This window comes from Hymenobacter monticola (assembly GCF_022811645.1).
GTDB classification, from domain to species: domain Bacteria; phylum Bacteroidota; class Bacteroidia; order Cytophagales; family Hymenobacteraceae; genus Hymenobacter; species Hymenobacter monticola.
Genome location: NZ_CP094534.1, coordinates 3282955 through 3305827, shown reverse-complemented (window position 1 = coordinate 3305827; position 22873 = coordinate 3282955). Strand labels below are relative to the sequence as shown.

At 59.1% G+C, this 22873-nt stretch carries 15 protein-coding genes; 3 read left to right on the top strand and 12 right to left on the bottom strand.

Annotation, left to right across the window (positions count from 1 at the left end; genetic code table 11):
- Nucleotide 1 precedes the first annotated feature (1 nt).
- Genes MTP16_RS13725 through MTP16_RS13715 form a run of 3 tightly spaced genes read left to right on the top strand, consistent with a single transcriptional unit; the run spans nt 2 to nt 4116 of the window.
- Complete coding sequence (locus MTP16_RS13725) at nt 2–1429, top strand: sialate O-acetylesterase (RefSeq protein ID WP_243510150.1); 1428 nt, start codon at nt 2–4, stop codon at nt 1427–1429.
- 32 nt (nt 1430–1461) lie between these two features.
- Complete coding sequence (locus MTP16_RS13720; RefSeq protein ID WP_243510134.1) at nt 1462–3795, top strand: DUF5703 domain-containing protein; 2334 nt, start codon at nt 1462–1464, stop codon at nt 3793–3795.
- 36 nt (nt 3796–3831) lie between these two features.
- A complete protein-coding gene (locus tag MTP16_RS13715) occupies nt 3832–4116 on the top strand; it encodes a hypothetical protein (RefSeq protein ID WP_243510131.1) in 285 nt (94 codons plus the stop codon).
- A gap of 16 nt (nt 4117–4132) precedes the next feature.
- On the opposite strand, the gene MTP16_RS13710 is transcribed toward MTP16_RS13715, so the two are convergent.
- From MTP16_RS13710 to MTP16_RS13655, 12 genes are all read right to left on the bottom strand, one after another.
- Nucleotides 4133–5716, bottom strand: coding sequence for a sodium:solute symporter family transporter (locus tag MTP16_RS13710; RefSeq protein ID WP_243510128.1), 1584 nt, complete (start codon nt 5714–5716; stop codon nt 4133–4135).
- A 196-nt stretch (nt 5717–5912) separates the two neighbouring features.
- Nucleotides 5913–6983, bottom strand: a complete 1071-nt coding sequence (locus MTP16_RS13705; RefSeq protein WP_243510124.1) for a Gfo/Idh/MocA family protein — start codon at nt 6981–6983, stop codon at nt 5913–5915.
- Nucleotides 6984–7278: 295 nt separating this feature from the next.
- The gene (locus MTP16_RS13700) at nt 7279–7947 is read right to left on the bottom strand and encodes an L-rhamnose mutarotase (RefSeq protein ID WP_243510122.1); all 669 of its coding nucleotides are present in this window, start codon (nt 7945–7947) and stop codon (nt 7279–7281) included.
- 80 nt (nt 7948–8027) lie between these two features.
- Nucleotides 8028–10157 (bottom strand): alpha-L-rhamnosidase-related protein, encoded by a 2130-nt coding sequence (locus MTP16_RS13695; protein ID WP_243510106.1) that lies wholly within the window; start codon nt 10155–10157, stop codon nt 8028–8030.
- Between the two features lie 186 nt (nt 10158–10343).
- The gene (locus MTP16_RS13690) at nt 10344–12221 is read right to left on the bottom strand and encodes a right-handed parallel beta-helix repeat-containing protein (RefSeq protein WP_243510088.1); all 1878 of its coding nucleotides are present in this window, start codon (nt 12219–12221) and stop codon (nt 10344–10346) included.
- A 123-nt stretch (nt 12222–12344) separates the two neighbouring features.
- A complete protein-coding gene (locus MTP16_RS13685; protein WP_243510084.1) occupies nt 12345–13739 on the bottom strand; it encodes an alpha/beta hydrolase family protein in 1395 nt (464 codons plus the stop codon).
- A gap of 150 nt (nt 13740–13889) precedes the next feature.
- Nucleotides 13890–15020, bottom strand: coding sequence for a sialidase family protein (locus tag MTP16_RS13680; RefSeq protein ID WP_243510078.1), 1131 nt, complete (start codon nt 15018–15020; stop codon nt 13890–13892).
- A 26-nt stretch (nt 15021–15046) separates the two neighbouring features.
- Complete coding sequence (locus tag MTP16_RS13675) at nt 15047–16279, bottom strand: glycoside hydrolase family 88/105 protein (protein ID WP_243510072.1); 1233 nt, start codon at nt 16277–16279, stop codon at nt 15047–15049.
- A 184-nt stretch (nt 16280–16463) separates the two neighbouring features.
- Nucleotides 16464–19220: an alpha-L-rhamnosidase gene (locus MTP16_RS13670; protein WP_243510053.1), complete on the bottom strand. Its 2757-nt coding sequence runs from the start codon at nt 19218–19220 to the stop codon at nt 16464–16466.
- 222 nt (nt 19221–19442) lie between these two features.
- A complete protein-coding gene (locus MTP16_RS13665; RefSeq protein WP_243510050.1) occupies nt 19443–21047 on the bottom strand; it encodes a WG repeat-containing protein in 1605 nt (534 codons plus the stop codon).
- 70 nt (nt 21048–21117) lie between these two features.
- Nucleotides 21118–22239, bottom strand: a complete 1122-nt coding sequence (locus MTP16_RS13660; protein ID WP_243510046.1) for an acyltransferase family protein — start codon at nt 22237–22239, stop codon at nt 21118–21120.
- Between the two features lie 9 nt (nt 22240–22248).
- Nucleotides 22249–22659, bottom strand: coding sequence for a type II toxin-antitoxin system VapC family toxin (locus MTP16_RS13655; RefSeq protein ID WP_243510044.1), 411 nt, complete (start codon nt 22657–22659; stop codon nt 22249–22251).
- Nucleotides 22660–22873: the final 214 nt, after the last annotated feature.

Sequence of the window (22873 nt, the reverse complement as noted above, 5' to 3'; positions counted from 1 at the left end):
CATGAACACAAAAGCCTTTCTATTCCTCGTCTTCCTCCCCTTCCTCACCCACGCCCAGCTCCGCCTGCCTTCCCTCTTCACCGACAACATGGTGCTGCAGCAGCAGGCTGAATGCGCTGTGTGGGGCTGGGCCAAAGCCGGCAACACCATCACCGTCAGCCCCTCGTGGAGCAAGCAGAAATACACCGCCCAGGCCGACGCGGCCGGCAAGTGGCGGCTGAAGGTGAAAACGCCGGCCGCGAGCTACACTCCCTACACGCTGAGCATCAGCGGCGACGGGCCGGTCGTGCAGCTCAAAAACGTGCTGGTGGGCGAAGTGTGGCTGTGTGGTGGGCAGTCGAACATGGAGATGCCGATGAAGGGCTTCAAAGGTCAGCCCGTGCTGGGCTCGAACGAGGCCATTCTGCACTCCCGTAACGAGCAGCTGCGCCTCTACAACGTGCCCCGCTCCTCGGTAACTGAGCCCCAGGAAAACAGCAAGCCCTCGCCTTGGCGCCTGGCCGAGCCCGAGGCCGTGAGCAACTTCAGCGCCACGGCCTACTACTTCGGGCGGCTGGTGCAGGAGCAGCTGCAGGTGCCGGTGGGCCTGCTGCACTGCAGCTACAGCGGCTCCTTCATCGAAGCCTGGATGGACGCGGAGAACCTGCGGCAGTTTGCCGGCGTGAAGGTTCCGGCCAAAGGCGACACCATCAAGCTGGTGAGTCGCACGGCCACCACGCTCTACAACGGTATGCTGCACCCCATCGAGGGTTACGGCATTAAGGGCGCCATCTGGTACCAGGGCGAGTCGAACTACGACCGGGCCGACGAGTACGCGCAGCTGTTTGCCGCCATGGTGAAGCAGTGGCGCACGAAGTGGGGCCTGGGCGACTTCCCGTTCTACTTCGCCCAGATTGCGCCCTTCGACTACACCCGTACCTCCAAAAACAAGGGCGGTAAGTACAACTCGGCCTTTATCCGCGACACGCAGCGCAAGCTGCCGGACCAGGTGCCCAATACCGGCATGGCCGTGCTGCTCGACGTGGGCGAGGAAACCAGCATCCACCCCATGCGCAAGGAGCCCGGCGGCACCCGCTTGGCCCTGCTGGCCCTGGCCCAAACCTACGGCCGCAAAGGCTTCGGCGCCCTCAGCCCGACGTATGAGTCGTTGACTATAAAAGACAACACCGCCACCGTGCGCTTCAAGAATTCGCCCATGGGAATGACAACCTTCGGCCAAGAGCTGACCGGTTTCGAAATAGCCGGCGCCGACCAGAAATGGTACCCGGCCAAAGCCAGCATCAGCGGCAGCAGTATCAACGTTTCGGCCGAGGCGGTGAAGGCGCCCGTGGCGGTGCGCTACGCGTTCCAGGACTTCACCAAGGCCACGCTGTTCAGCAACGAGGGCCTGCCGGTGTCGTCGTTCCGCACGGATGATTGGGCGCAATGAGTTATTTATTGACGTTTAAGGGCAGCGCTGGGATGCTATTTCTGCTCCTCCTTCCCTTCCTCAGCCAAGCCCAAAGCCCCGAACTAGCTACCAACAACATCACCTGGACCAGCACCAGCAAAAACGCCGGCGAATCCATGCCCTGCGGTGGCGGCGACATTGGCTTGAACGTGTGGGCCGAAAACGGCGACGTGCTGTTCTACATCGCCCGCAGCGGCACATTTGATGAGAACAACAGCCTGCTGAAGCTGGGCCGGGTGCGCCTGCACCTCACGCCCAATCCCTTTAAGCAAGGCACTTTTAAACAAGAGCTGGCGCTACAAACCGGAGACGTTACCCTCACCGGCACGGTAGGCAAAACCACCGCCCGGGTGCACGTTTGGGTAGACGTATTTCGGCCTGTGGTGCACTTGGAGGTGAACAGCAGCGAGAAGCTCATGGCTACCGCTAGCTACGAAAGCTGGCGCTTTCAGGACCGGGTGCTGAAGGGTAAGGAAAACAACCAGAATTCCTATAAGTGGGCGCCGCAGGGCGAGGTCAAGACCCGGCACGACAGCATCGGTTTCCGGGGGCACACCGTGGAGTTTTTCCACCAGAACCAGCCGCAAACGGTGTTCGATGTGGCCGTGCAGCAGCAGGGCCTGGCGGCGGTGAAAGGCCAACTCTACAATCCCCTGCAAAACCTGATTTTTGGCGGTATGCTGTGGGGCGAAAACATGCTGCCCGCCGGCACCACCGACGGGCAATACCTGCGCACGCCCTACCGCGGCTGGCAGTTGAAAAGCCGCACCGCCGCGCGTAATCATTCACTCACCCTGGTGCTGCACACGGCTTACGAAAACTCCGAGCAGGGGCATTTGGGCCTGCTTGCCATTAATTCACCGGCTCGAGTACAGTGGCAAGCCGGGCTGCAAAAGCTACTGGCAACTCTCCCGAACCAGCTGGCTGCCCGGCGCCGCACGGTGGCTTGGTGGCGCAACTACTGGAACCGTAGCTTCATCCACATTCAGCCTGATAAAGCCGCTGCCAAAGCCCCCGAGTGGCAGGCGGGCCGCAACTACCAGCTCATGCGCTACATGTTGGGCTGCGACGCCTTCGGCCAGTGGCCCACCAAGTTCAACGGCGGCCTCTTCACCTACGACCCGGTGCTGACGGATTCCACGCTCAAATTCACGCCCGACTTCCGCAATTGGGGCGGCGGCACCCACACAGCCCAGAATCAGCGCCTCGTGTACTGGCCGATGCTCAAAAGCGGGGACACAGAGCTGCTGAAACCACAGTTCGATTTCTACCTCCGCCTGCTTAAAAACGCCGAGCTGCGCAGCCAGACCTACTGGCATCACGGTGGCGCTAGCTTCACCGAGCAGCTCGAAAACTTCGGCTTGCCCAATCCTGCCGAATACAACTGGAAGCGCCCCGCCGATTTCGACAATGGCCTGGAATACAACGCCTGGTTGGAATACGAGTGGGACACCGTGCTGGAGTTTTGCCTCATGATGCTCGAAACCGAGCGCTACGCCGGGCGCGATGTGGCTGCCTACCTGCCCTTCGTAGAAAGCTGCCTCGTCTTTTTCGACGAGCACTACCAGTACCTGGCCCGGCAGCGCGGTGCCAAGGCCCTCGACGGCGCCGGCCACCTGGTTCTCTACCCCGGCTCGGGGGCCGAGACGTACAAAATGGCCTACAATTCCACCGCTACCATCGCCGGTCTGCGCACGGTGCTCACGCGCCTGCTGGAACTGCCGCCGCGCTACGGCACGCCCGCGCAGCGCCAAAAGTGGACCACCATGCTGGGCCGCATCCCGGCCATCAGCTTCCGCGAGAGCCAGGGCCGCCCCACCATCGCGCCAGCTAAAAGCTGGGAGCGCATCAACAACACCGAAAGCCCCCAACTCTACCCGGTGTTTCCGTGGGCCCTCTACGGCGTGGGAAAACCCGGCCTTGACACCGCCCGCAACACCTACTTGTATGACGCCGACGTACAGAAATTTCGTAGCCACGTGGGCTGGAAGCAGCACAATATCTTCGCCGCCCGCCTCGGCCTGACCGACGAAGCCGCCGAGCTGACGGTGAAGAAATTGCAAGACTCGGGCCGCCGCTTCCCGGCCTTCTGGGGGCCGGGCTACGACTGGGCACCCGACCACAACTGGGGCGGCTCTGGCATGATAGGCCTGCAGGAAATGCTGCTGCAAACCGAGGGCCGGAAGATTATTCTGCTGCCCGCCTGGCCTAAGACCTGGGATGTGCATTTCAAGCTCCACGCGCCCTACCAGACGACGGTGGAGGTAGTGGTGAAGGATGGGAAGGCACAGGTGCTACACGTATGGCCGGAGGCGCGGAGGGCGGATGTAATTGTAATGAATTAAGCACGGCAATGAGCTGCATAATCAGCGCCTCTCACCATGACAAACAGCCCAATAATTGGTATAGAGTTCTATAATCGTACTGCAACCAAGTTGCTCCTCTGGATAGAGCTGAGCTGCGATGAGTTGGAACTAACTACTGATACCGAGTACCGTTTGGAATCGCCGGAAACAGAGTATCGGATTGAGTTCGATAAAGACTATGTAGTTATCTATTACCAATACAGCTTTGGGCCCAAGATTTTAAAGCGCCCTGCCTCAAAGGAAATCAGAAATTCTGCGCCTTGGGAATTGGTAATTGATAATACTCAGTATGAAGATTAATTCCCCAGTTGGCTAATCAGTGCCCGTTGAACACCACGTACAGCCCCACCATCACCACGGCCAGCGCGGCCCAGAGGAACTGCACCCGGTGCGTGGGCCGGGCCAGCACGCCGTAGTCCACGGCCTGGCGGCAGGCCTGGCCGGCTGGGTCGGTGAGGGAAATGAGCACGGCGGCGGCAAAGAGCGCCGCGAAAATGTAGAACGACAGCATCAGGTAGTGCGGCCAGAAGGGGTGCGTGTCGGGCGGAAGCACCCAGAGGTAGAGCACGCCCACGCTCAGGCTCAAGGCCGAGCCCCACGACAGGATGCCGTTGACGGCGCGCTGCGTGGTACGCGCCCAAAATACCGACAGCAGGAACACCACCGCCAGCGGCGGCGCAATAAAGCCCAGCACCGCCTGGAACACGTCGAACAGGTTGAGACCTTTCACCGAGTCGATGGCCAGGGCCATGAGCACCGCGAAGGCGCAGCCCACCAGCACCGTGCGCCGCCCCACGCGCACCACGTCGGCGTCAGTGGCCTGTGGGTTGATGTTGCGGGCGTACACGTCCATCGCAAACACGGTGCTCAGGGCGTTGAGCGAGGAGCTGATGGTGCCCACCAGCACGGCAATGAGCACCACGATAACCAGGCCCTTCATACCGGCCGGAAACAGGCTCGTCACCATCGTCATGTAGGCTTCTTTGGGGTCTTTCAGGTCGGGGAATAGGATGTAGCACAGCACGCCGGTGAGAATAAATAGCGGCAGCGACAGGATTTTGAGCCAACCGATGAAGTTCACACCTAGCTGGCCCTGCTCCAAGCTTTTGGCCCCCAGCACCGACTGCACCATGGCTTGGTCGGTACAGAAAAACGCCACCGCCGACACCGGGTAGCCCAGCAGAATGGCGTACCACGGGTACTTGGGGTCGGAAGCTGGGTGCAGCAGGTTCCAGTAGTGGCCGGGCACGCGGTGGAACACTTCGCTCAGCCCGCCCACTTTCATTACGCCGATGACGGTGAGCGTGAGTGACACGCCAATAAGCAGCAGCATCTGAAACACGTTGACGCGCGCAATGGCCTTGAGCCCGCCCGCAAACGTGAACGCGCCCGCAAACAGCACCAGCACCACCACCGACTGCCACATGGGGATACCCAGAATCTGCCGCACCAGCAGCCCGCCCGAAAACAAGCCCAGTGACAGCCACGAAATCAGGATTTTAATCAGCGCGTACCAGGCTAGGATGTTCTGCGTCGAGTCGCCGTACTGCCGCCCCATAAACCCCGGCATGGTGCTCACGTTGGCCGCCAGGTAGCGCGGGGCAAATACCACCGCCAGCAAAAACAAAAACACGAAGGCATACCACTCAAAATTCACCGCTACGATGCCCGTGCTGTACCCAATACTGGCAAACGCCAGCAGCATCGACGGCCCCACGTTGGTGCCCCACATGTTGAACCCGATACTGGCCCAGCCCAGCGACTTGTTGGCCAGAAACAGGGATTCTTCGGTTTTCTTGGCAGCGCTGGCCCGGTAGCCAATGCCGGCTAGAATCACGACGTAAGCCGCGACAATGGCGTAGTCCCAGGCGGTGAGGTGGCCGAGTAGGTTGTTGCCCATGCGAGCGGAGGGGTTTAGGGTGGTGGGAATTTTGGAGAATTAAATCGTCTGTCCTGCTGAGCGCAGCGAAGGACCTTATTACCCCATTGAACTTTAAGCATTCTAACCTGACAAGGTCCTTCGCTGCGCTCAGCAGGACATGACGGAGCACGCGAGATGCTTCGCTGCGCTCTGCATGACCGTTTTCTAATCCGTTCTAATCAAGCGCAATGCCGTGCTCGGCTAGTAGCGCCTGCACCTTCACCGGCTGGCCGGTGCTCAGCGAGCGGTCCATGGCCTGTAAAAGGGCGATGGTGCCAATGCCTTCCTTCAAATCGGGGTAAGCCGTGAAATCCTGCTCAATAGAATCGGCGAAATACTCCAGGTAGTTCTGGTACTCGCCGGCGTGGTGGCTCTTGCCCTCGAAGCGGAAGTAGTGCTTGAGCTTATGCTCCCAGGTGATGATTCTTTCTTCACCGGTCTTGTCGGTGATGGCGTAGCGCAGGTCCATGTAGTCGCCCTGGCTGGCGCCCTCGGTGCCGCGCAGGATGCAGCTCATCTCCGAGTCGCGCGTCACGGGCTGCACGGGGCCGGTGTAGCAGCCGCTCACGCGGGCCACGCGGCCATCGGTGGCTTTGAAGATGAAGTGCATGGTATCCTGGTGCTTGAGGCCGCCCTTGGCGCCGTTGCTGCTCAGCATCCCGTAGCCCATCACCTCCTCGATGTTGGGCAGGTACCAGCGGATAAAATCTACGGGATGGCTGAGGCCGCCGTAGAGCCACTTGAAGGCGTTTTCCAGGGACCAGCCTTTTTCCAGAAACCAGCGGTGGTCGGCGTGGTAGTAGGCTTCGATGGTGATGAGCTCGCCGATGAGGCCGGCCTCGTAGTCGGCCCGTTGCTTCTTCATAGGTTCGAAAAACCGTGAGCTTTGGCCCACAAACAGCTTTTTGCCCGAGGTGCGGCTCAGCTCCAGCAGCTCGTTGGCCTTGCTGAGGTCGTCAATAAAGGGCTTGGTGCATACCACATGCTTGCCGGCGCGCAGGGCCTGGGCCACGTGCTCGGCGTGCAGGTGGTCCGGGGTGTAGATGGCCACGGCGTCGATTTCCGGGTCATCGAGCAGGTCCTGGTACTTGGTGGTGTAGTGCGGGAAGTTGAATTCCTCGGCGCGGTGCCGGCACAGGTCTTCGTTGCGGTCGCAGATGGTTTTAAGGGTCCATTTCGGGCTGTTCAGAGCGGCCGACATGGTGCTGCGGCCTTCGCCGAGGCCCAGGATTCCGAGGGTTAGCATTACAGGGTGGTTAGGGAAGTTGAAGAATAAGTTATTCCAGCCACTGAAACGTGGGTGACCATTGAAGATGTCCTACTGGCGCTGAAAGACATCCTACTGCATGCCGCTTATATCCTACTTGCTATAGAATATATCCTAATATCCGGCACTGACAAGTTGCCTGCACTTGCAGATATCCTACTGGCGCTTAAAGATATCCTACTGCCTAACCTGGAACCGGTGCTGGCGGTCGTGGAATTGGAAATGGCGGGGCCTGAGTTGGCAGCGAGGTGCCGGCGGGGGTGCGGGGGATTTTTCATGGCTTATGGAGCACTGGCTGCTTCACCGCAACCGGTTTCAGAAACGCCCACACCTCCCCTGGCTTGGTGCCGGGCAAGCCTTCCTGGTATTGCTTCATCAGCCGATTCCAGTCGTCCACGCGCGGGTTGTTGAGCGAGGTTTTCGGGTTCAACTTGTCCAAACTTTCGCCGTGCGGAATGCTGATAACCAGCATCAGCTGCCGCCCCTGCCGATACACCAGCAGCTGCTGAAAACTGGCATTGCAGAAACCCTGCGCCACTTCGGGCCACTGCTGAAACTGGGTGGCGTGGTAGCTCAGGTATTCCTGTTGCTTCTTCGGGTCGTTGACCAGGTTTGCCGTTAGGATGATGTTGTCCCACTGCCCGGCCGTGGTTTTATCGGCGCAGTAATGTCGGTCGAATTGGTAGAAGGGCGCGGCGTAGAATTTCACTTCGTTGCCCGCGTAGACAGCGGCCAGGTTCTTCCGCAGGTCCTGAATGCTGGCGGCTTTGCCATAGGCAACGAGGTGGTTTTGCCAACTGTAGATGCCCGAGGTCGGCACTTTGTATTTCTGACACAACGCCACCAAGCTGCTGGCTGAAACGGGCGCTTTGCCGGGGCCAATGATTTCAACCACCGACATCTTTTCGCCGGCTTGCGCAGAGGCCGTCAGCGGCAATAGCAACCACAGTAGCAGGCTGAGCAGACGACGGTTCCCGCAGAGGTACGCAGTGGGTTTCGCAGAGGTACACAGAGGTTGTTGCATTACAGCGCCTGATAAGTCACCACGTATTCGCGCCCTTTTTCCAGCGTTAGCTCGTACTGCTCGCTGCCTTTCGAAACGATTTTGCCACCCTTGCAAGAAGGCTTTGACTTGCTTTTGAAACGCAGCGTGCCGGTACCCATCGCGCCTTTCACCTTCAGTTGCTTGGGGCTGGCGGCCACCGTGATGTCGCCCTGCGGCGTGGGCACGGTGCCCTCCATCCATTGCAGGCCGCCAAGGTTGGGCACTACTTCGTAGGTGGCGTAGCCGGCCGTGAGGGGCTTCACGCCGAGGTAGTACTTACCCAGCAGGTAAATCGGGCTGGCGCCCCAGGCGTGGCACAGGCTCTTGCCGAAGGGCCGGCCATACATGGCCAGGTGCTCAGTGCCTTTTTTAGTGGGGTCGTATTCCTCCCAAAACGACGTGGCGCCCTCGTTCAACATGCCGCCCCAGTACGACTTCATTTCCTTGAGCACGTAGGGTTGCTCGCCCATCGCGCACAGCGCTTCCAGCTCGTAGAAGCGCATGTAGGGCGTCGTGATTTTGGGCACCTGCGGGTTCAGCAGCACCGATTTCTTCACCTGCTGCTCCTGCTCGGGGCTGAGGTAGTCGAAGAAGATGGCGAACATGTTGGCGTAGCGCGTCACGTTGTCGGTAGGCTGGCCGTTGACGCGGCTGTGCACCAGCGCGCCCTTGCCGGCATTCCAGTAGGTGGCGAAGACTTTGGCCTTGAGGTCAGTGGCCAGTTGCTGGTATTTCTGCGCGCCAGCCCGGTCATCGACTAGCTTGGCGCACAACGCCATGCTTTCGAGGCTGCGGCACAGCAGCAGCTGCTCAAAGCTCACTTCACCCTTCTTGCTCAGCCCATCGGCCCAGTCGATGAACACCCAGTCGCCAGCCAAGCCCTCCATCAGACCGTCCTTGTTGCGGCGGCCGAGGCAGTAGTCCATCAGGCTCTGCATGCGGGGGTAGAGCTGCTGCACCTGGGCCTTGTCGCCGGTATATTGGTAAGCATCGTATACGCTGATGAACCAGTAGAAGCTGTAGTCCATGATGGTGTTGATGTGGCTGGTCACCGGGTCTTTGCCGCGCAGCGCAAACTGCGTGCGGTTCACGGTCGGCGTGTCGAAATACAGATAGTAATTCATCAAATAGCTCTGGTAAGCGTCGCCCGACCACACCCACCGGTCGCGCTTAATACCGTCGATGAAAAACTCCCGCGTATTGAGGTGCATGGTGTAAGCCGCCACGTCCCAGATTTTATTCAGCTGCGCATCGGAGCAGCGGAATTTACCCCGCTCCGCCACCGGCGCATATTCGTAGAGCATCGACACCGAATCGAGGCTGACGCCTGCCCCGGGCCGGATGTTTACATAGCGAAACGCTTTGGATAAACTCGTGGTTTGGTCGCCCTTCTGCGGCTGGTCCACGGCCAGGTATTCCAGCGTTTCGCCGGTTTCAGTTGCTAAAGCTTCTTCCTTCGATTCGCCAAAATACACGGCCACCTGCCCTTTGCCTTTCACCCCGTGCAGCTTGATGTAGCCGAAGGTTTCGCGCCCAAAATCGACCACCATATTTTGCCCATTGCGTTCCACACGGGCAGCCCGCCGCATCTCGGTCGGCAGCTTGAAAGTGGAAGGCCGCGCCTCTAGCGAGTCAAAATTCCAAGCCCCGGCTTGCAGCCAGGTGGTGCCCGATTGGTCGGAGGTTTTGCCCGAGGCGTCAATCCACTCCTTGTCCTCATAAGTCACCAGCCACGACGCATCGGAGGCAATGGTTTTGCCGCGCACAAACACGGCCGGCGGCGTGGCCTGGTTATATACTTTGATATTGATGCGGTGCTTGCCGGCCGGCACTGTTAGGCGGGTGGGCGCGCCGGTCAGGGGCTTGCCGTCGAGCTTCACATTGTACTGGCCTTCGGCACGCAGTTCCACTTCCTCGGGCTGCGTAAGGTCGAAATCCTTGTGGAAGTCGATGAGCACGTAGTGGCTGTCCATCCGCCAGAATACCGGGAAGAAGGTGCCGCGCTCGGTGCGCCGGTTCTGCATCTGGTTGCCCAGCCAGATTTCGTAGTCGCCGGGATACCAAATCCAGGTGGCGCGTTGGGCGAAGCTGGGGAGAGTTGAAAACAAGAGCAGAACTGCCCAAACGGTGCGCCTCACCCCCCGGCCCCCTCTCCGAAAAGGAGAGGGGGAGCCAGACAACTTTCTTGTGGCGGCTTTGGTGTTTTCTTTCATAAAAATCAATTGTTCATTCCGTGCATTCATCAGGCTCCCCCTCTCCTTTTCGGAGAGTGGGCCGGGGGTGAGGCGCCCATGTCAGGGGTTCCGCAAATCCTGATACCCCGCTTCCAGCCCTGCTGCCTGCTTTATTGACTCGCTCACCATCGGGCCGTTGTTCTTCCACACGTTGCCCGGACCGTTGGCATTGGCCAGGAATTTTTCGGCCGGGCACCAGTTGTCCTGCACCGTGATGTTGGAGGAGCCCTCGTCGAGGTAGAGGTAGAACCAGTGGTCGGGGTCGTGCACGTAGGGCGCCCGGCCGATTTCATCGACCCGGTTTTCGCTGATAACCGTGCCCGGCTGGGCCGAGAGCGTGTACACGCCCGCCACATCGTAGGTGTGCTGGGCGTAGTGGTGGATGTAATTGGCCTGCACACGGTTATCGCGCATGGCGTTGGCCGTTTTGGTCCAGCCCCAGCCCAGGCTGATGCCGGTGTAGGGCACCTGCACCACCTCGTTGTGCCGGATGGTGGTATTGCGCACGAAACCAGCGGCGATGCCTACCGCGCCCCAGTCCTCGTTGCCACAGTCCGTGACAAGGTTGTTTTCTATCAGTTCAGTGGTGCAGATTTCGCGCTCATCCTTTGGGTTGTAAGGCAGGTGGGTTTCCACGCCCTCATCCGAGAACTTACCCAGTTGCAGGCCATTCACAGCCACGTCGCGGAAGGTGCAGCCCACCACTGCATCGTCGTGGGTGCCGCTTTGGTAATCGAGCCCCGTAGCGCCCATGTGCAGGAACTGGCAGCGCTCGAAGCGCGTGTGGTGCGCGCCCTGCACCTGCGCCCCGGCCGGTGGCCGCCCTATCCAGGCCTGGTTTTCGAGGCCGGCTTTGTCGGGCGTGCCCGGCTTGGCCAGCGAGTAGCCATCCAGCAAGTACATGCCGGCTTGCAGCGGCACGTGGCCCTGCTGCGACGGCCGCAGCCAGGTGGTATAGGAAAAGGTCAGCCCCTTAAACTGCACGTAGCTCACCGGCTGGTCAAGGGTGCCCTGCACTTGCACCAGCGTTTCCAAGGCCGGCGCTACCACTTTGGCAGTGGCCAGGTTTTCGCCGGCGCGGGGCCAGTAGTACACCTGCCCGTGCGGGGCGTCATAAAACCACTCGCCGGGCTGGTCGAGCAGCTCGATGGCATTGCTTAGGTAGAAGGCCGAGCTGCCGTTTTTGCCATTGATAATGGGCCGAGGCCACGGGTGCTCAAACTGCACGCGGCTTTCGGGTTCCTGAAACGTTAGCCGGGCTTTGTCGCCCTGCACGGCCAGGTTTCTTACCCGAAGCACGTTCACGGCCCACATCTGGTGCAGAACCATTTCCAGCTGGATGGGTTGCTTTATGCCACCTAGGGCGGCAGCCGGCACGGTGGTTTCACGCTTGTCGGTGTCCCAGGTAAGCAGGCGGGGCAGGTTGTCGTGGTTGGGCGTGCGGGCGCGCGTGGCTTTGCGGTCATTCACCCACAACTGGCGAAAGTTGAGGGCGCGGCCTGCTAGCAGCGGCGCGGCGGCTACCCAAACCTGGCCCTGCGCGATAGCCGGCAGACCAGCAACTTTACCAACTGCTTTATGCCAGCCCGTTACCGACACGCCGCCGCTCAGTACTGGGTGCTCGCCCGGCGCGGCGGCTACCACCGTGGGGCTGGCGGCCGTGCCCGCATCCTCGGGCCAAAAAAACCACGGTTCCGTCAATCGGTACTCGCCGCCCTTCAGCCAGATGTGCACGCCATCGGCCACCGAGGCATCGTGCAGGCGGCGCAGGTCGCGAGCTTGGCGCAGGGCGGCATTTGGGGTGGCCAGCGGCTGGGCCTGGGTGCCAGGGTTGCGGTCGGAGCCGGTGGGCGCTACCCAGATGTCGGCGGCGCGGGCGGGCGCGGCGGCTAGCAGGCTGAGGGCAAAGAGAACTTTAAGAATAACTGTTCGGAGCATGTCGGGCGATGTAGAGACGCAACATTTTGCGTCTCGTCGTTGCTTATGTTGTTTAGTATGAGCGGTTCTGCGCGATGCCGACCGTCCAACGACGAGACGCAAAATGTTGCGTCTCTACATCGTTCACGGCGCTACCGCTTTTGCGAAAACCGTCTGCAAATCCTCGAAACTGTGCAGCGCATTGGCCGGCAGCCCCTCCCCTTTCGGCCCGAAAACGCGCTGCGCTTCCTCCTTCTCGATGGTCACTTTTGACTCGTCCAGCTTGCCGGTTTTATCCTCGGCGGCAGCCAGATTCAGCCCTAGGTTCTTCGCCAGAAACTCGTACATCGCCTGGCGCTTTGAGGGGCCGTAATCGTGGCCTTCCTTGGGCAGATGGGTGTTTTGCACGAGGTCTGTTTTACTGTAGTAGCCATAGATTTTTTGGAGGTAGGGGTAGGCGACTTCGGGCGTTTGGGCAGTCCAGTCGCCGCCGTCGGTGATGGCTAATTGGGGGCGCGGGGCGGCCATGGCGGCGATTTCAGCGTTGTTGGTGCCGTTGCCGCAGAGGTGCACGGGCTGGCCGCTTTCGCAGGGGCAGCCACCACTATGGTAGGTCGAGAGCATCACTACGGGCACGCTCACTTTGATTCTATCATCCAGGGCCGTGAGCAGCATGGTTTGGCTGCCGCCGCCCGAGCCGCCGGTGATGGCCACGCGGTTTTTATCAGCGTCTTTCAGCGACAGCAGGTAGTCGAGGGCCCGCTCGCCGTTCAGGGCCTGCACCGTCATGGCGAGGCTGCGGCGGTGGTCTTCGCCCTTAAATTGCAGCAGCGATTCGCCCCAGGCAAACAGGTCGTAGCTGTACACCATCGCGCCCATACGGGCCAGCGTGGCGCAGCGCTTCTGCGCATCGGCCCGGTAGCGGCCGTCGCCAAAATGCCCGTCAGGGCTGATAATGACCGGAACCTTGCCTTTGGATTTGAGCGGCTTATAAATCGAACCGGTCATGTAGTAGCCCGGCAGCGTTTCGATGGCCACATTCTCCACCGTGTAGCCGTCGTATTGCCGCTTGTTGGTAATAATTGGCTTGCTGGCCGGTTTGGCCGGCATCGGCGACAGCCGCAACGCCGACCACATGCAATTGCGCAACTCGGCTTTGCGCTTTTCCCAGGTGGCGGCGTCGTGGTACTGACTGGCTAGCTGCGCCAACTGGGCCGCGCCTTCGTCGGGCGTTTTGAGGTGATACTGGAAGGTCTTGAGCTTGTAAGTTTTATCGCCGGTTTTCGCTGCCTGGTAGTCGAATGGAGCCAGCACACTGCGCAAGGTCTCGTCCACGTCGGGGCGGAAGCGCCACTCGGCGTAGGTCACATACTTGTCCTTCACCATGGCCGCATCGGGCCGGATTTTCACCCCGTAGCGCTGCTGAATCTCCTCCAGCACCTGCTGCAACGGCTCTCGGTACTGGTCGTCGGAGTTTTGCGCCTGGGCGGCGGTAGTGAGGAAAAGCGAACCTAGGAGCAGGCGGAAGAATCTGGACATGGGTGGGAATTCGTTTTAGTGTAGACCGTCATGCAGAGCGCAGCGAAGCATCTCGCGTGCTTCAGTAATCAATGACGTTAGCAACGAAGCGAGCGAGATGCTTCGCTGCGCTCTGCATGACGGCCTTTCTCGTTCTGTTCTGGTGACTCCTCAATCCTTCGTAATCTCTGCATCACCCACCGGCGCTTTGTACCCCTTCATCGCCGGCCACACGCCGTTTTCAATCTTCACCAGCTTCATTTTCTTGGGGTCGAGTACGGCATGCTTGATGCGCTGGCGGCGCCAGGTGTACACGAAATGCACCAGCCCATCCTTGGTCTGAATCACAGATGGGTACGAGTACTGGCTGATAGGCGAATCCTCCAGAATGGCTACGGCGTACCACTCTTTGCCGTCCTTCGACACGGCCACGTTGAGGGGGGTGCGGGGGCCTTTGGCGAGGGTGCCGGGGGGTAGCACGTGGTTGTAGACCAGCAGCTGGCGGCCATCTTTCAGGGTCACAGCATCGGTGCCGGAGTTATTGTTGGGTAGGGTGGTTTTGGCGAGGGGCGACCAGGTTTTGCCCTGGTCCGTGGACCACGTTTCGAGGATGGCGCGGTCGCGGCTGCGGCAGAGGGCTTGCAGGCGGCCGTCCTTATAGGTGAGGATGCTGGGCTGAATCGCACCCTGGGTCGCGCCGTTGGGCACGGGCGCGGTTTTGGTCCAAGTCTTGCCAAAATCGGGGGTGGCTTCGAAATGCACCAGCCAGCCGCCGCTGCCCTCGGTGCTGGTGGGCGAGAGCAAGGTGCCATTTTTGAGCAGCACGGGCTTATTTTTCACCGGCCCGATGTAACCTTCCGGCAGCGCCTGGGCCGCCGACCACGTCAGGCCGTTGTCTTTAGAGGTGCGCAGCCAGCCCTTCCAGTCCGAGGGTTTCGGGCCAATTTTATAGAACAGCAGCAGCTCGCCGCCGGGTGCTTGGTAGAGCACCGGGTTCCAGCTGGGGTAGCGCAGGGTTTCGTTTTGGATGCCGTTAGCCACCTCCACGGGAGCGGTCCAGCGGCCGTTTTCCTGGCGGCTCACCCAGATGCCCACGTCGGGGTTGCGCTCCTTGGTGCCGCCAAACCAGGCGGCCACGAGGCCCTTCGGCGTCTCAGCGATGGTGGCGGCGTGGCTCTCGGGAAAGGGCGCTTTTTCGAAGATGAATTCGTCGGTGACGATGCCCTGTTTCCACGGCTGCGTTTGGGCTGAGGCGCCGTGCGCAAGCAGCCCGAGGGCCAGTAGCAAAATGGGGTTTCTCATGGCGATACGTTGGAAGGCCGGAGCCGCTATTTATTGAGTTCGAGGCTGGCCAGGATGAACGGCCCTACCCCCTTCAAATCGTTGATTTTGATGCGTTCGCCCACGTAGTACTCGTAGGAGCCGTTGCGCTCGGTGCCGGGACCGAGGCCAGCAACTTCGCACACTTGCAACAGGTTGAGCTCGCCGTCGGGCTTTACTTCGATGAGCTTGGTGGTGATACCGTCGAAGCCTTTTTGGGCTACCGGGCGGTACTTCTTGTTCAGGTAGCCCTTGTTCACGCCCTTGGCCAGCGTGTACACGAACATGCACGAGGCCGACGCTTCGAGGTAGTTGCCGGGCTGCCCGCCTTTATCCACCACCTGGTACCAGAGGCCGCTGGTGGGGTCCTGGTATTTCTGGATGGCCACGGCCAGCCGGTCGAGCACCTGCACTAGCTTGGGGCGGTCGGGGTGCTGGGTGGGGAGGTAGTCGAGCACATCGACTAGGGCCATGCCGTACCAACCGATGGCCCGGCCCCAGAAGTTGGGCGACTGGCCGGTTTGGGGGTTGGCCCAGGCTTGCACGTGCTTCTCATCCCAGCCGTGGTAGAGCAGGCCGGTTTTGGGGTCGCGCAGGTGCTTATCGAGCAAGAGCAACTGCTTGGCGGCCTCATCAAACCCGGCCGGCTCCTTAAAGTACGCCGCGTACTGCGCCACGAATGGACTGGCCATGTAGGCCCCGTCGAGCCACATCTGGCTGGGGTATTTCTTCTTGTGCCAGTAGCCGCCGTCGCTGGTTTTGGGTTGTTGCTGAAGCTCCGCGTGCAGCTTTTGCAGGGCAATTTTATACTTCTCCTGCTTGGTATCCGTGTAGAGCTGAAACAGGAGCTTGCCCGAGTTGATGTTGTCGAGGCTGTTGTCCAGCGGCTTGTAGTCTTTGTTGTGAATCTGGCCCTGGGCGTCCACCATTTTGTCGCCGTACTGTTGCAAGGCGGTGCGCAAGCGCGGGTCGTGGTTCTGGTGCTCCAACGCTTCCAGCGCGTGCATCAGCAGCCCCTGGGTGTAGCCCCACGAGTCCCCTAGGGCTGGGTCTTGCAACCACGGGCTCCGCTTCAGCACCGACAGCGCCATCCGCTCCGACCACTTGGCGGTGGTGGAGATTTGCGTAGTGGTGGGCGCTGGGGTTTGGGCGTGGGCGGCTGGGGCGCTGGCTAGTAGCAGCGCGGAGGCTATGGCTAGGGCCTTTATTGTCAGCTTATTTATAGCTCGTGTTTGATTCATTAAGCGGAAGTCTGAATAATTAGCATGTGGGGGTAGTGCAAGAAGCTCGCCGACAGTGGCGCCTCACCCCCTAGCCCCCTCTCCTTTTCGGAGAGGGGGCCGGGGGGTGAGGCGCCCCGTTGAACGGAGCGGTAGAGATGCTTCGCTGCGCTCAGCATGACGCTCTTTTGGTTACAATCTCCCATCACTGCTTCGCCACAAACGCATACTCCCCCGACCCAACCTCAAATACCGCCCGCGTTCCTTCCATCCGCAAAAACTTCACCCCAGCCGCGCCAGAAGCCTTTTTGCCGCTTTCCGTCACGTCCTTGGCATCCTTAGTCGGCACATACACCAGCGCCTTAGAATTGCCTGGCACCGTGATGTTCCAGGTGAAGCGCTTGGCATCCCGCGTCCAGCTACTGCGCACCAAGCCGCGCACCGATTGATAAGACGCCTGCACCGACGTTAGCCCGTCAATCATGGCGGGTTTCATTTCAAGCTCTTGAAAACCAGGTGCGGCCGATTTGATGCCCGCCAGGTTCTCGTAGTCCCAGATGATTAAATCGCCGAGCAGCATCACGTGGTTTTGGGAGTTCATGGCGGGGTCGGCGGTGTTGCCGTTCCAGAGCTCCCAGATGGTGGTGGCGCCGTTGGCGGCCATGTAGCCCCAGCTGGGGTAGTCGCGGTTGGTGGCCAGTTTGTAGGCGATGTCGGGGCGGCCCTCGGCGGTGAGGCCGCGCATGAGCCACTGCGTGCCGATGACGCCGGTGCTGATGTGGCCCTTGTTTTCGACCAAGATTTTATCGGCAATGTTCTGGAACACCTTGCCGCGCTCGGCGTCCGGCGTTATGCCGTAGGCCAGGGGTAGCAGGTTGGCCGTCACGGTGTTGTTGGCGTACTGCTGGTTTTGGGCGTTCAGGAACTTCTGGTTGAAGGCGTCCTTGATTTTGGCACCTAGGGCGGCGTATTCCTGCGCATCGGCGGGCTTGCCGAGCACGGTGGCGAAGCGCTGCATCAGGGTCAGCAGGTGGTAGTAGGTGCTGGTGGCGATGACCTCGCCGCTAGTGTTGCGGGCGGGGTCTTGGGAGTGGATGAGCTTCTCCGACTCGGGCGGCACGCACCAGTCGCCGTACTTGTCCTTGGTCACGAGGTAGCCGGCGGTCATGTAGTTGGCGCGCATGTAGGCGAGCCAGCGGCGCATCGAGTCGTAGTGCTTGGCGATGGGCTGGGCGTCGCCATACTGCGAGTACAGCATGTCGGCGATGGTGAGGTAGGTGCCGGGCCAGGTCACGTTGTCGCCGTAGTAGCGCCAGAAGGCGGGGGCCACGTCGGGGATGCTGCCGTCGGCTTTTTGGGCCTGCGCAATGTCGTCGAGCCACTTCGCGTACAGCCGCGAGTTATCAAACACGAAGCTCTCGCCGTAGGCCCCGGTGGTGCGGTCGCCGAGCCAGGGCTGCCGCTCGTTGCGCTGCGGGCAGTCGATGGGCATGCCCTTGTAGTTGCTCCGAATGCCCCAGTAGGCATTCTTATACACCAGGTTGATAGTGGCGTTGGAGGTGGTAAACTCGCCCGTCGTGGCCAGGTCGTCGTACACCACGCGGCCGTCGAAATCGGCCAGCGTGGGCGTGCCGGGGTAGCCGCTGATTTCGACGTAGCGGAAGCCGTGGTACACAAACGTCGGCTCCCAGGTTTCGCGGGCGCCGCCGCGCAGCGTGTACACGTCGGTCACGCGGGCGTCGCGCAGGTTGGCCACGTACAGCTCGCCGGTTTTTTGCAGCGTCTCGGCAAAGCGCAGCGTGATTTTGTCGCCCCGCTTGCCGGTGGCGCGCAGCCGCAGCCAGCCGGCCATGTTCTGGCCCATGTCGAGGATGAACTTGCCGCCCGCCAGCGGTTTGAGGGCCACCGGTTTCAGGGTTTCCATCACCTTCATGTTCTCGTTCATCTGGGCCTCGAAGGCGCCGCCGGGCTCCTGCACCAGCTCGGCTTTCAGCCACTTTTTAGCGTCGAAGCCGGCGGTGGCCCAGCCCGGCATTTCCTTGGTGGCGTCGTATTCTTCGCCGTCGTACTCGTTGTTGGCCCGGATGGGGCCGTCGGCGGTGGCCTGCCAGGTTTCGTCGGTTTTGATGACCTCGTGGCTGCCATCGGCGTAGGTCACGTCGAGCTGCATCAGCAGCTTGGGGTAGCCGAAGGTCTTGATTTTGTACGGCTTATAGTTTTGCCGCATGGCGTAGAAGCGGCCGTTTCCTAGCACCGTACCGAGGGCGTTGGCGCCGGGCCGCAGCAGCGCGGTCACGTCGAAGGTGTTGTACTTCACGCCCTGGGTGTAGTCGGTGGGGCCGGGCGCCAGCACCTGGTCGCCCACGCGCTGGCCGTTGAGGTAGAGCTCGTACAGCCCCAGCCCGATAATGGACGCGGTGGCCTGCTTCACGGGCTTGTCGGCCTTGAACTCCTTGCGGAAATAGCGGGCCGACAGCCGGGCGTGGGTCGATTCATCGTCCCAGGGAAAGGCGCGGTCCAGGCCAATCCAGCGGCCTTTCCAGTCGAGGTAGTTGAGCAGGCCCATGCTCCAGCGAGCGGGCGGGCTCCAGGCGGTTTCGCCCTGGTCGGTCCAGGTGCGCACCTTCCAGTAGCAGCGGGCACGGCTGCGGAGCGGCGCCCCGGCGTAGGCCACGTGCACCGATTGGCCCGACGCCACCTTACCCGAGTTCCAGAGGTCGCCTTCGTCGGCGGCCAGCTTTTCGGGGGTCGAGGCCACCAGCACCTGGTAGGCGGTTTGGGTGAGGCCACGCGCGGCACTGCGCAATTCCCAGCTCAGGCGCGGGGCGGTGGCGTCGATGCCTTCGGGGTTGGTCAGCAGCTCGCAGCGCAGCCGCTGAAGCTGCACGGCGGCGGGCGGCACAGCCCCCAACGCCGTGAGCGACAAACAAGTAAGCAGAAGTAACAGGAGTCGGGCAGTCATAGTCGGAGCCTCCCCCCTGCGCCCGCCCCAGCGTAGAGCAAGCGCCTCGGCCACCGGGCCGGCTGGGGGGTGCGCGGGGCGCAGTTCGGCACCCACATAGTTCGGACTTTTTTGCTTCCCGTTATTCTAGGATGTTAGCACGAATCTGGTCGATTTATGCATGGTGTGGGGAGGATGGTGGAATGGGGGTAAGTATTCGCAACTGAATTCGCGTCAACAGAATTAATTCACCCATAACGATATTTCAGATTTTGGCTTATCTCGTGTTTGCAGAAACTGTTCTGGATTAATTGTTCCCGTGAAGACATTCGAATAAATCTCTTTTCCTCCTGTCTTCAATCTATAGCGAAGTTTAGTCTTATAAGTGCCTTTGTATATTGGTGATGCAAATATCTGAAATTCATCGGGCGCAAGTAATAGAACATGATAACTATTCCCACAAAAGCTATTGACAAAATTTTCAATATCCTGCCACACACCATTCTTATTTATTGCTTGCTGAATAATCTTTATCCTGCCGTCTTGCGCAGGGATTTTTGAAGTATCTTTTGAAGCATTAATGAGATACAACTTATAAGCAAAGTACCTATCTGCAAAAACAGTCATATCCGTTGTGTCAACATTCAACGCAAGCTGGTGATATAAAGGGAAATGCCTCTTTCTTGGAAAGTTGTCATTACCAGCAAGCTTTTCAGTGTACAACGGTTTAGCAATGTTCAATGTATCAAGCTTCCATTTTACCAAATCTAACTTTCCATACTCTATTCCAATCTGCTCTTTCCAAACGAATTTGCCCGTATGGTTTATATATCCCCATTGATGGGCACGCATTACCTTGCAAAGACCATTCTTAAAACCCCCATATTCAACTTGTTCAAACTGAGGCGAGATTGACACTACTCCTTTCTTATTTATAAAGCCCCAAATACCCTTATCCTGATATGCAGCAAGCCCCTCCTTAAAATCTCTTATCTGAGCGTATTTGATAGGAATAACTACTTTACCTGTCGTATCAATAAAACCTGCTCTATGGTCAACGCCAGCGATAACAGCCTGAGCCATTCCATCTGAAAAACTAAAATAGGTCAAATCTTCTCGTTCAGGTATAATCCGGGGTTTTCCTTTTCTATCTAAGTAACATGGTCTGTCTTTAATTCTAGCTAACGCAACCCCTTCCGCGAAGTCGTCATAGCCCATTCCTTCGAGTATTATTACTTCCTTACCAGAAGTATCAATATATTTAGTTGTATCTCCCTGCATGATGCGCGAGCCATCTGGCTGGTCAACCCATTTGGATGTCCCACCCCAAACCATTGCTAGACCTTCGTGAAATAAAGCGTTTCCGCCATAAGGAAAGTGAGTATTGATTACTACTTTGCCTTTTTTGTCAATAAAGCACACCTCATTATTTATTTCAACCGCCGCTCTTCCATAACTAAATGAAGCCACGTTATCATAATTCGTAGTGAATGCAGTATTTCCATTTGGACGAATGAAAGCAATTTTAAACAATCCATTCTTTTTTATAACAACCTTACAAAGACTATCGGAGAATTCTGACGTCTCATAGAACCTTGGCTTGATTACCACATTGCCCATTGTGTCGATAAAGCCAAACGCCGAATCTATACGAATGGCTGCCAGTCCCTCTGAAAATGGTGAAGCTCCATCAAACTGGCACTTCACAACAGTCTTGCCTTTAGAATCAATATAACCCCACTTACCAAACTCCTTAATTGGAAATAGTCCACTACTTGATTCACTACTGATTTTCCTATTGCATGCAAAAAGCAAAAAGAAAAACAATGAAAAAATTAAGTATTTCATCTATGCCTCTGGTTACCAACACCAAGTTACACCAACACTTCTGATTCTATAAGAGCTGCGGCTGCTCCCTTCATCTGACTTCCATCAACACCTTCTTCCTCAACCACTCCCGCACCGGTTCATCGTAAAACTTCAAGCACCCATACGCCAGCGCCACCGCCGCCAGATAGACCAGCGCCGCCACGGGCAAACCCTCGCGCAAGGACACTTTATGGGTCGCGACCCAGGCCGTGTAGGTATAGATGAGCGGGTAGTGCGTGATGTAAATCGGATACGAAATATCGCCCAGGAAGCGGCATAGCCGCTGGGCCGCGCCCGAGCGCACCGCCCCGCTGGCCCCGAAGAAGATGACGGCGGGGAAGACGAAAATGATGCAGAGCGCATCGTAGAGCCCATTTTGCCACAGCTGCGCGGGGCTGCCAACGCGGGGCATGGCCAGCACCGCCACCACCGCCAGGCTGCACCACCCAAAGGCCTGCGGCACCGGCCGCAGCCGCGCCAGCCGAAACAGCAGCAGCCCCGCAAAAAACGGGTACGTCATGCGGGCGAAGCCAATGTGCAGCTGCTCAGGCTCCAGCGACCAGCCCCCAATGACATCGCCCTGGGGACTGGTGAGGCCCAGGTGCAGCAGCGCCCCTGCCGCCAGCACCACCAGGATGCCCAGCGCCACGTTGGAGAAGCGGCGCACCACCGTCGCGTACAGCACGTTGGCCACGTACTCGAAAAACAGCGACCAGCCCGGCCCGTTGAGCGGAAAGGTTTCGTGCCAGCCCCGCACGTCGAGCGACACCGGCACCGGCACCATGAAGCAGCCGATGAGCATCACGAGCAGCATCTTCCACACCGGCGTCTGGCCGATGATGGGGAACAGCGCCGACGCCTGGAAGTAGTACAGCCCCGCCCCTATCACCATGCCCAGCACCACCATGGGTTGCAGCCGCACCAGCCGCCGCTTGAAGAAACCGCCCACCGTGAGGCGGCCCCACCGGTCGTCGTAGGCGTAGCCAATCACGAACCCCGACAGCAAAAAGAAGAAATCCACCGCCAGGTAGCCGTGGTTAATCACCTGGTCGAGGTGGCTGGTGGCGTGGGCCTCGCACAAATGGAAGGCCACTACCATGAGCGCCGCCACGCCCCGCAGGCCGTCGAGGATGGGGTAATGGGGCTTGGTGGGTAGCGGGGTGGGCTGCATGCGGAGTTTCTATGCAGGCTCTGCTGTCGTCCAGTCCTGCAGATTTATGTTAGCTAGCCGGCTCATATGCTTTTGATTATTGGACACCAGCGTCATATTGTTGACAATAGCCGTTGCTCCAATCAGGATATCAAAATCATCGAGCATCAGCCCTTGCCGGCGTAACCGAGCCTTTTCAGCCGCATACACATCCAGCGCATCGTACACGGGAATAACGGCAAATTTGGGAATGAATGCCTCCACAATTGGCCGCATTAACTCCGGTGTTTTACTGTTCTCAACGCCGTATTTGAGTTCTGCCACCGTCATTTCGGAGATGAAACAATTAGTTGTTCCGACTGCTTCAATCTTCCGGTTAAGCTCATACAAGCCCTTGATGAAGTAGATGCAGATGTTCGTATCGAGCAGGTACGTTTTCAAAGCGGCTCAATGTCTCGGGTGGAAACTCTGGAATTCCGAATATCGGCTATCAATTCCTCTGCTGTTTCCTCGCCTTTGTAGGCGCCAAAAAGGGATTCCAGGCTTGGATATGCTGGTTCCTGATGCTGCTTAAGCGACTGCGAAAGCCGTGAAATGAGGTCTAGCTTACTATCGGCACTTAGGTTGCTTAATACCCCGTAGTAGTAATCGGCAA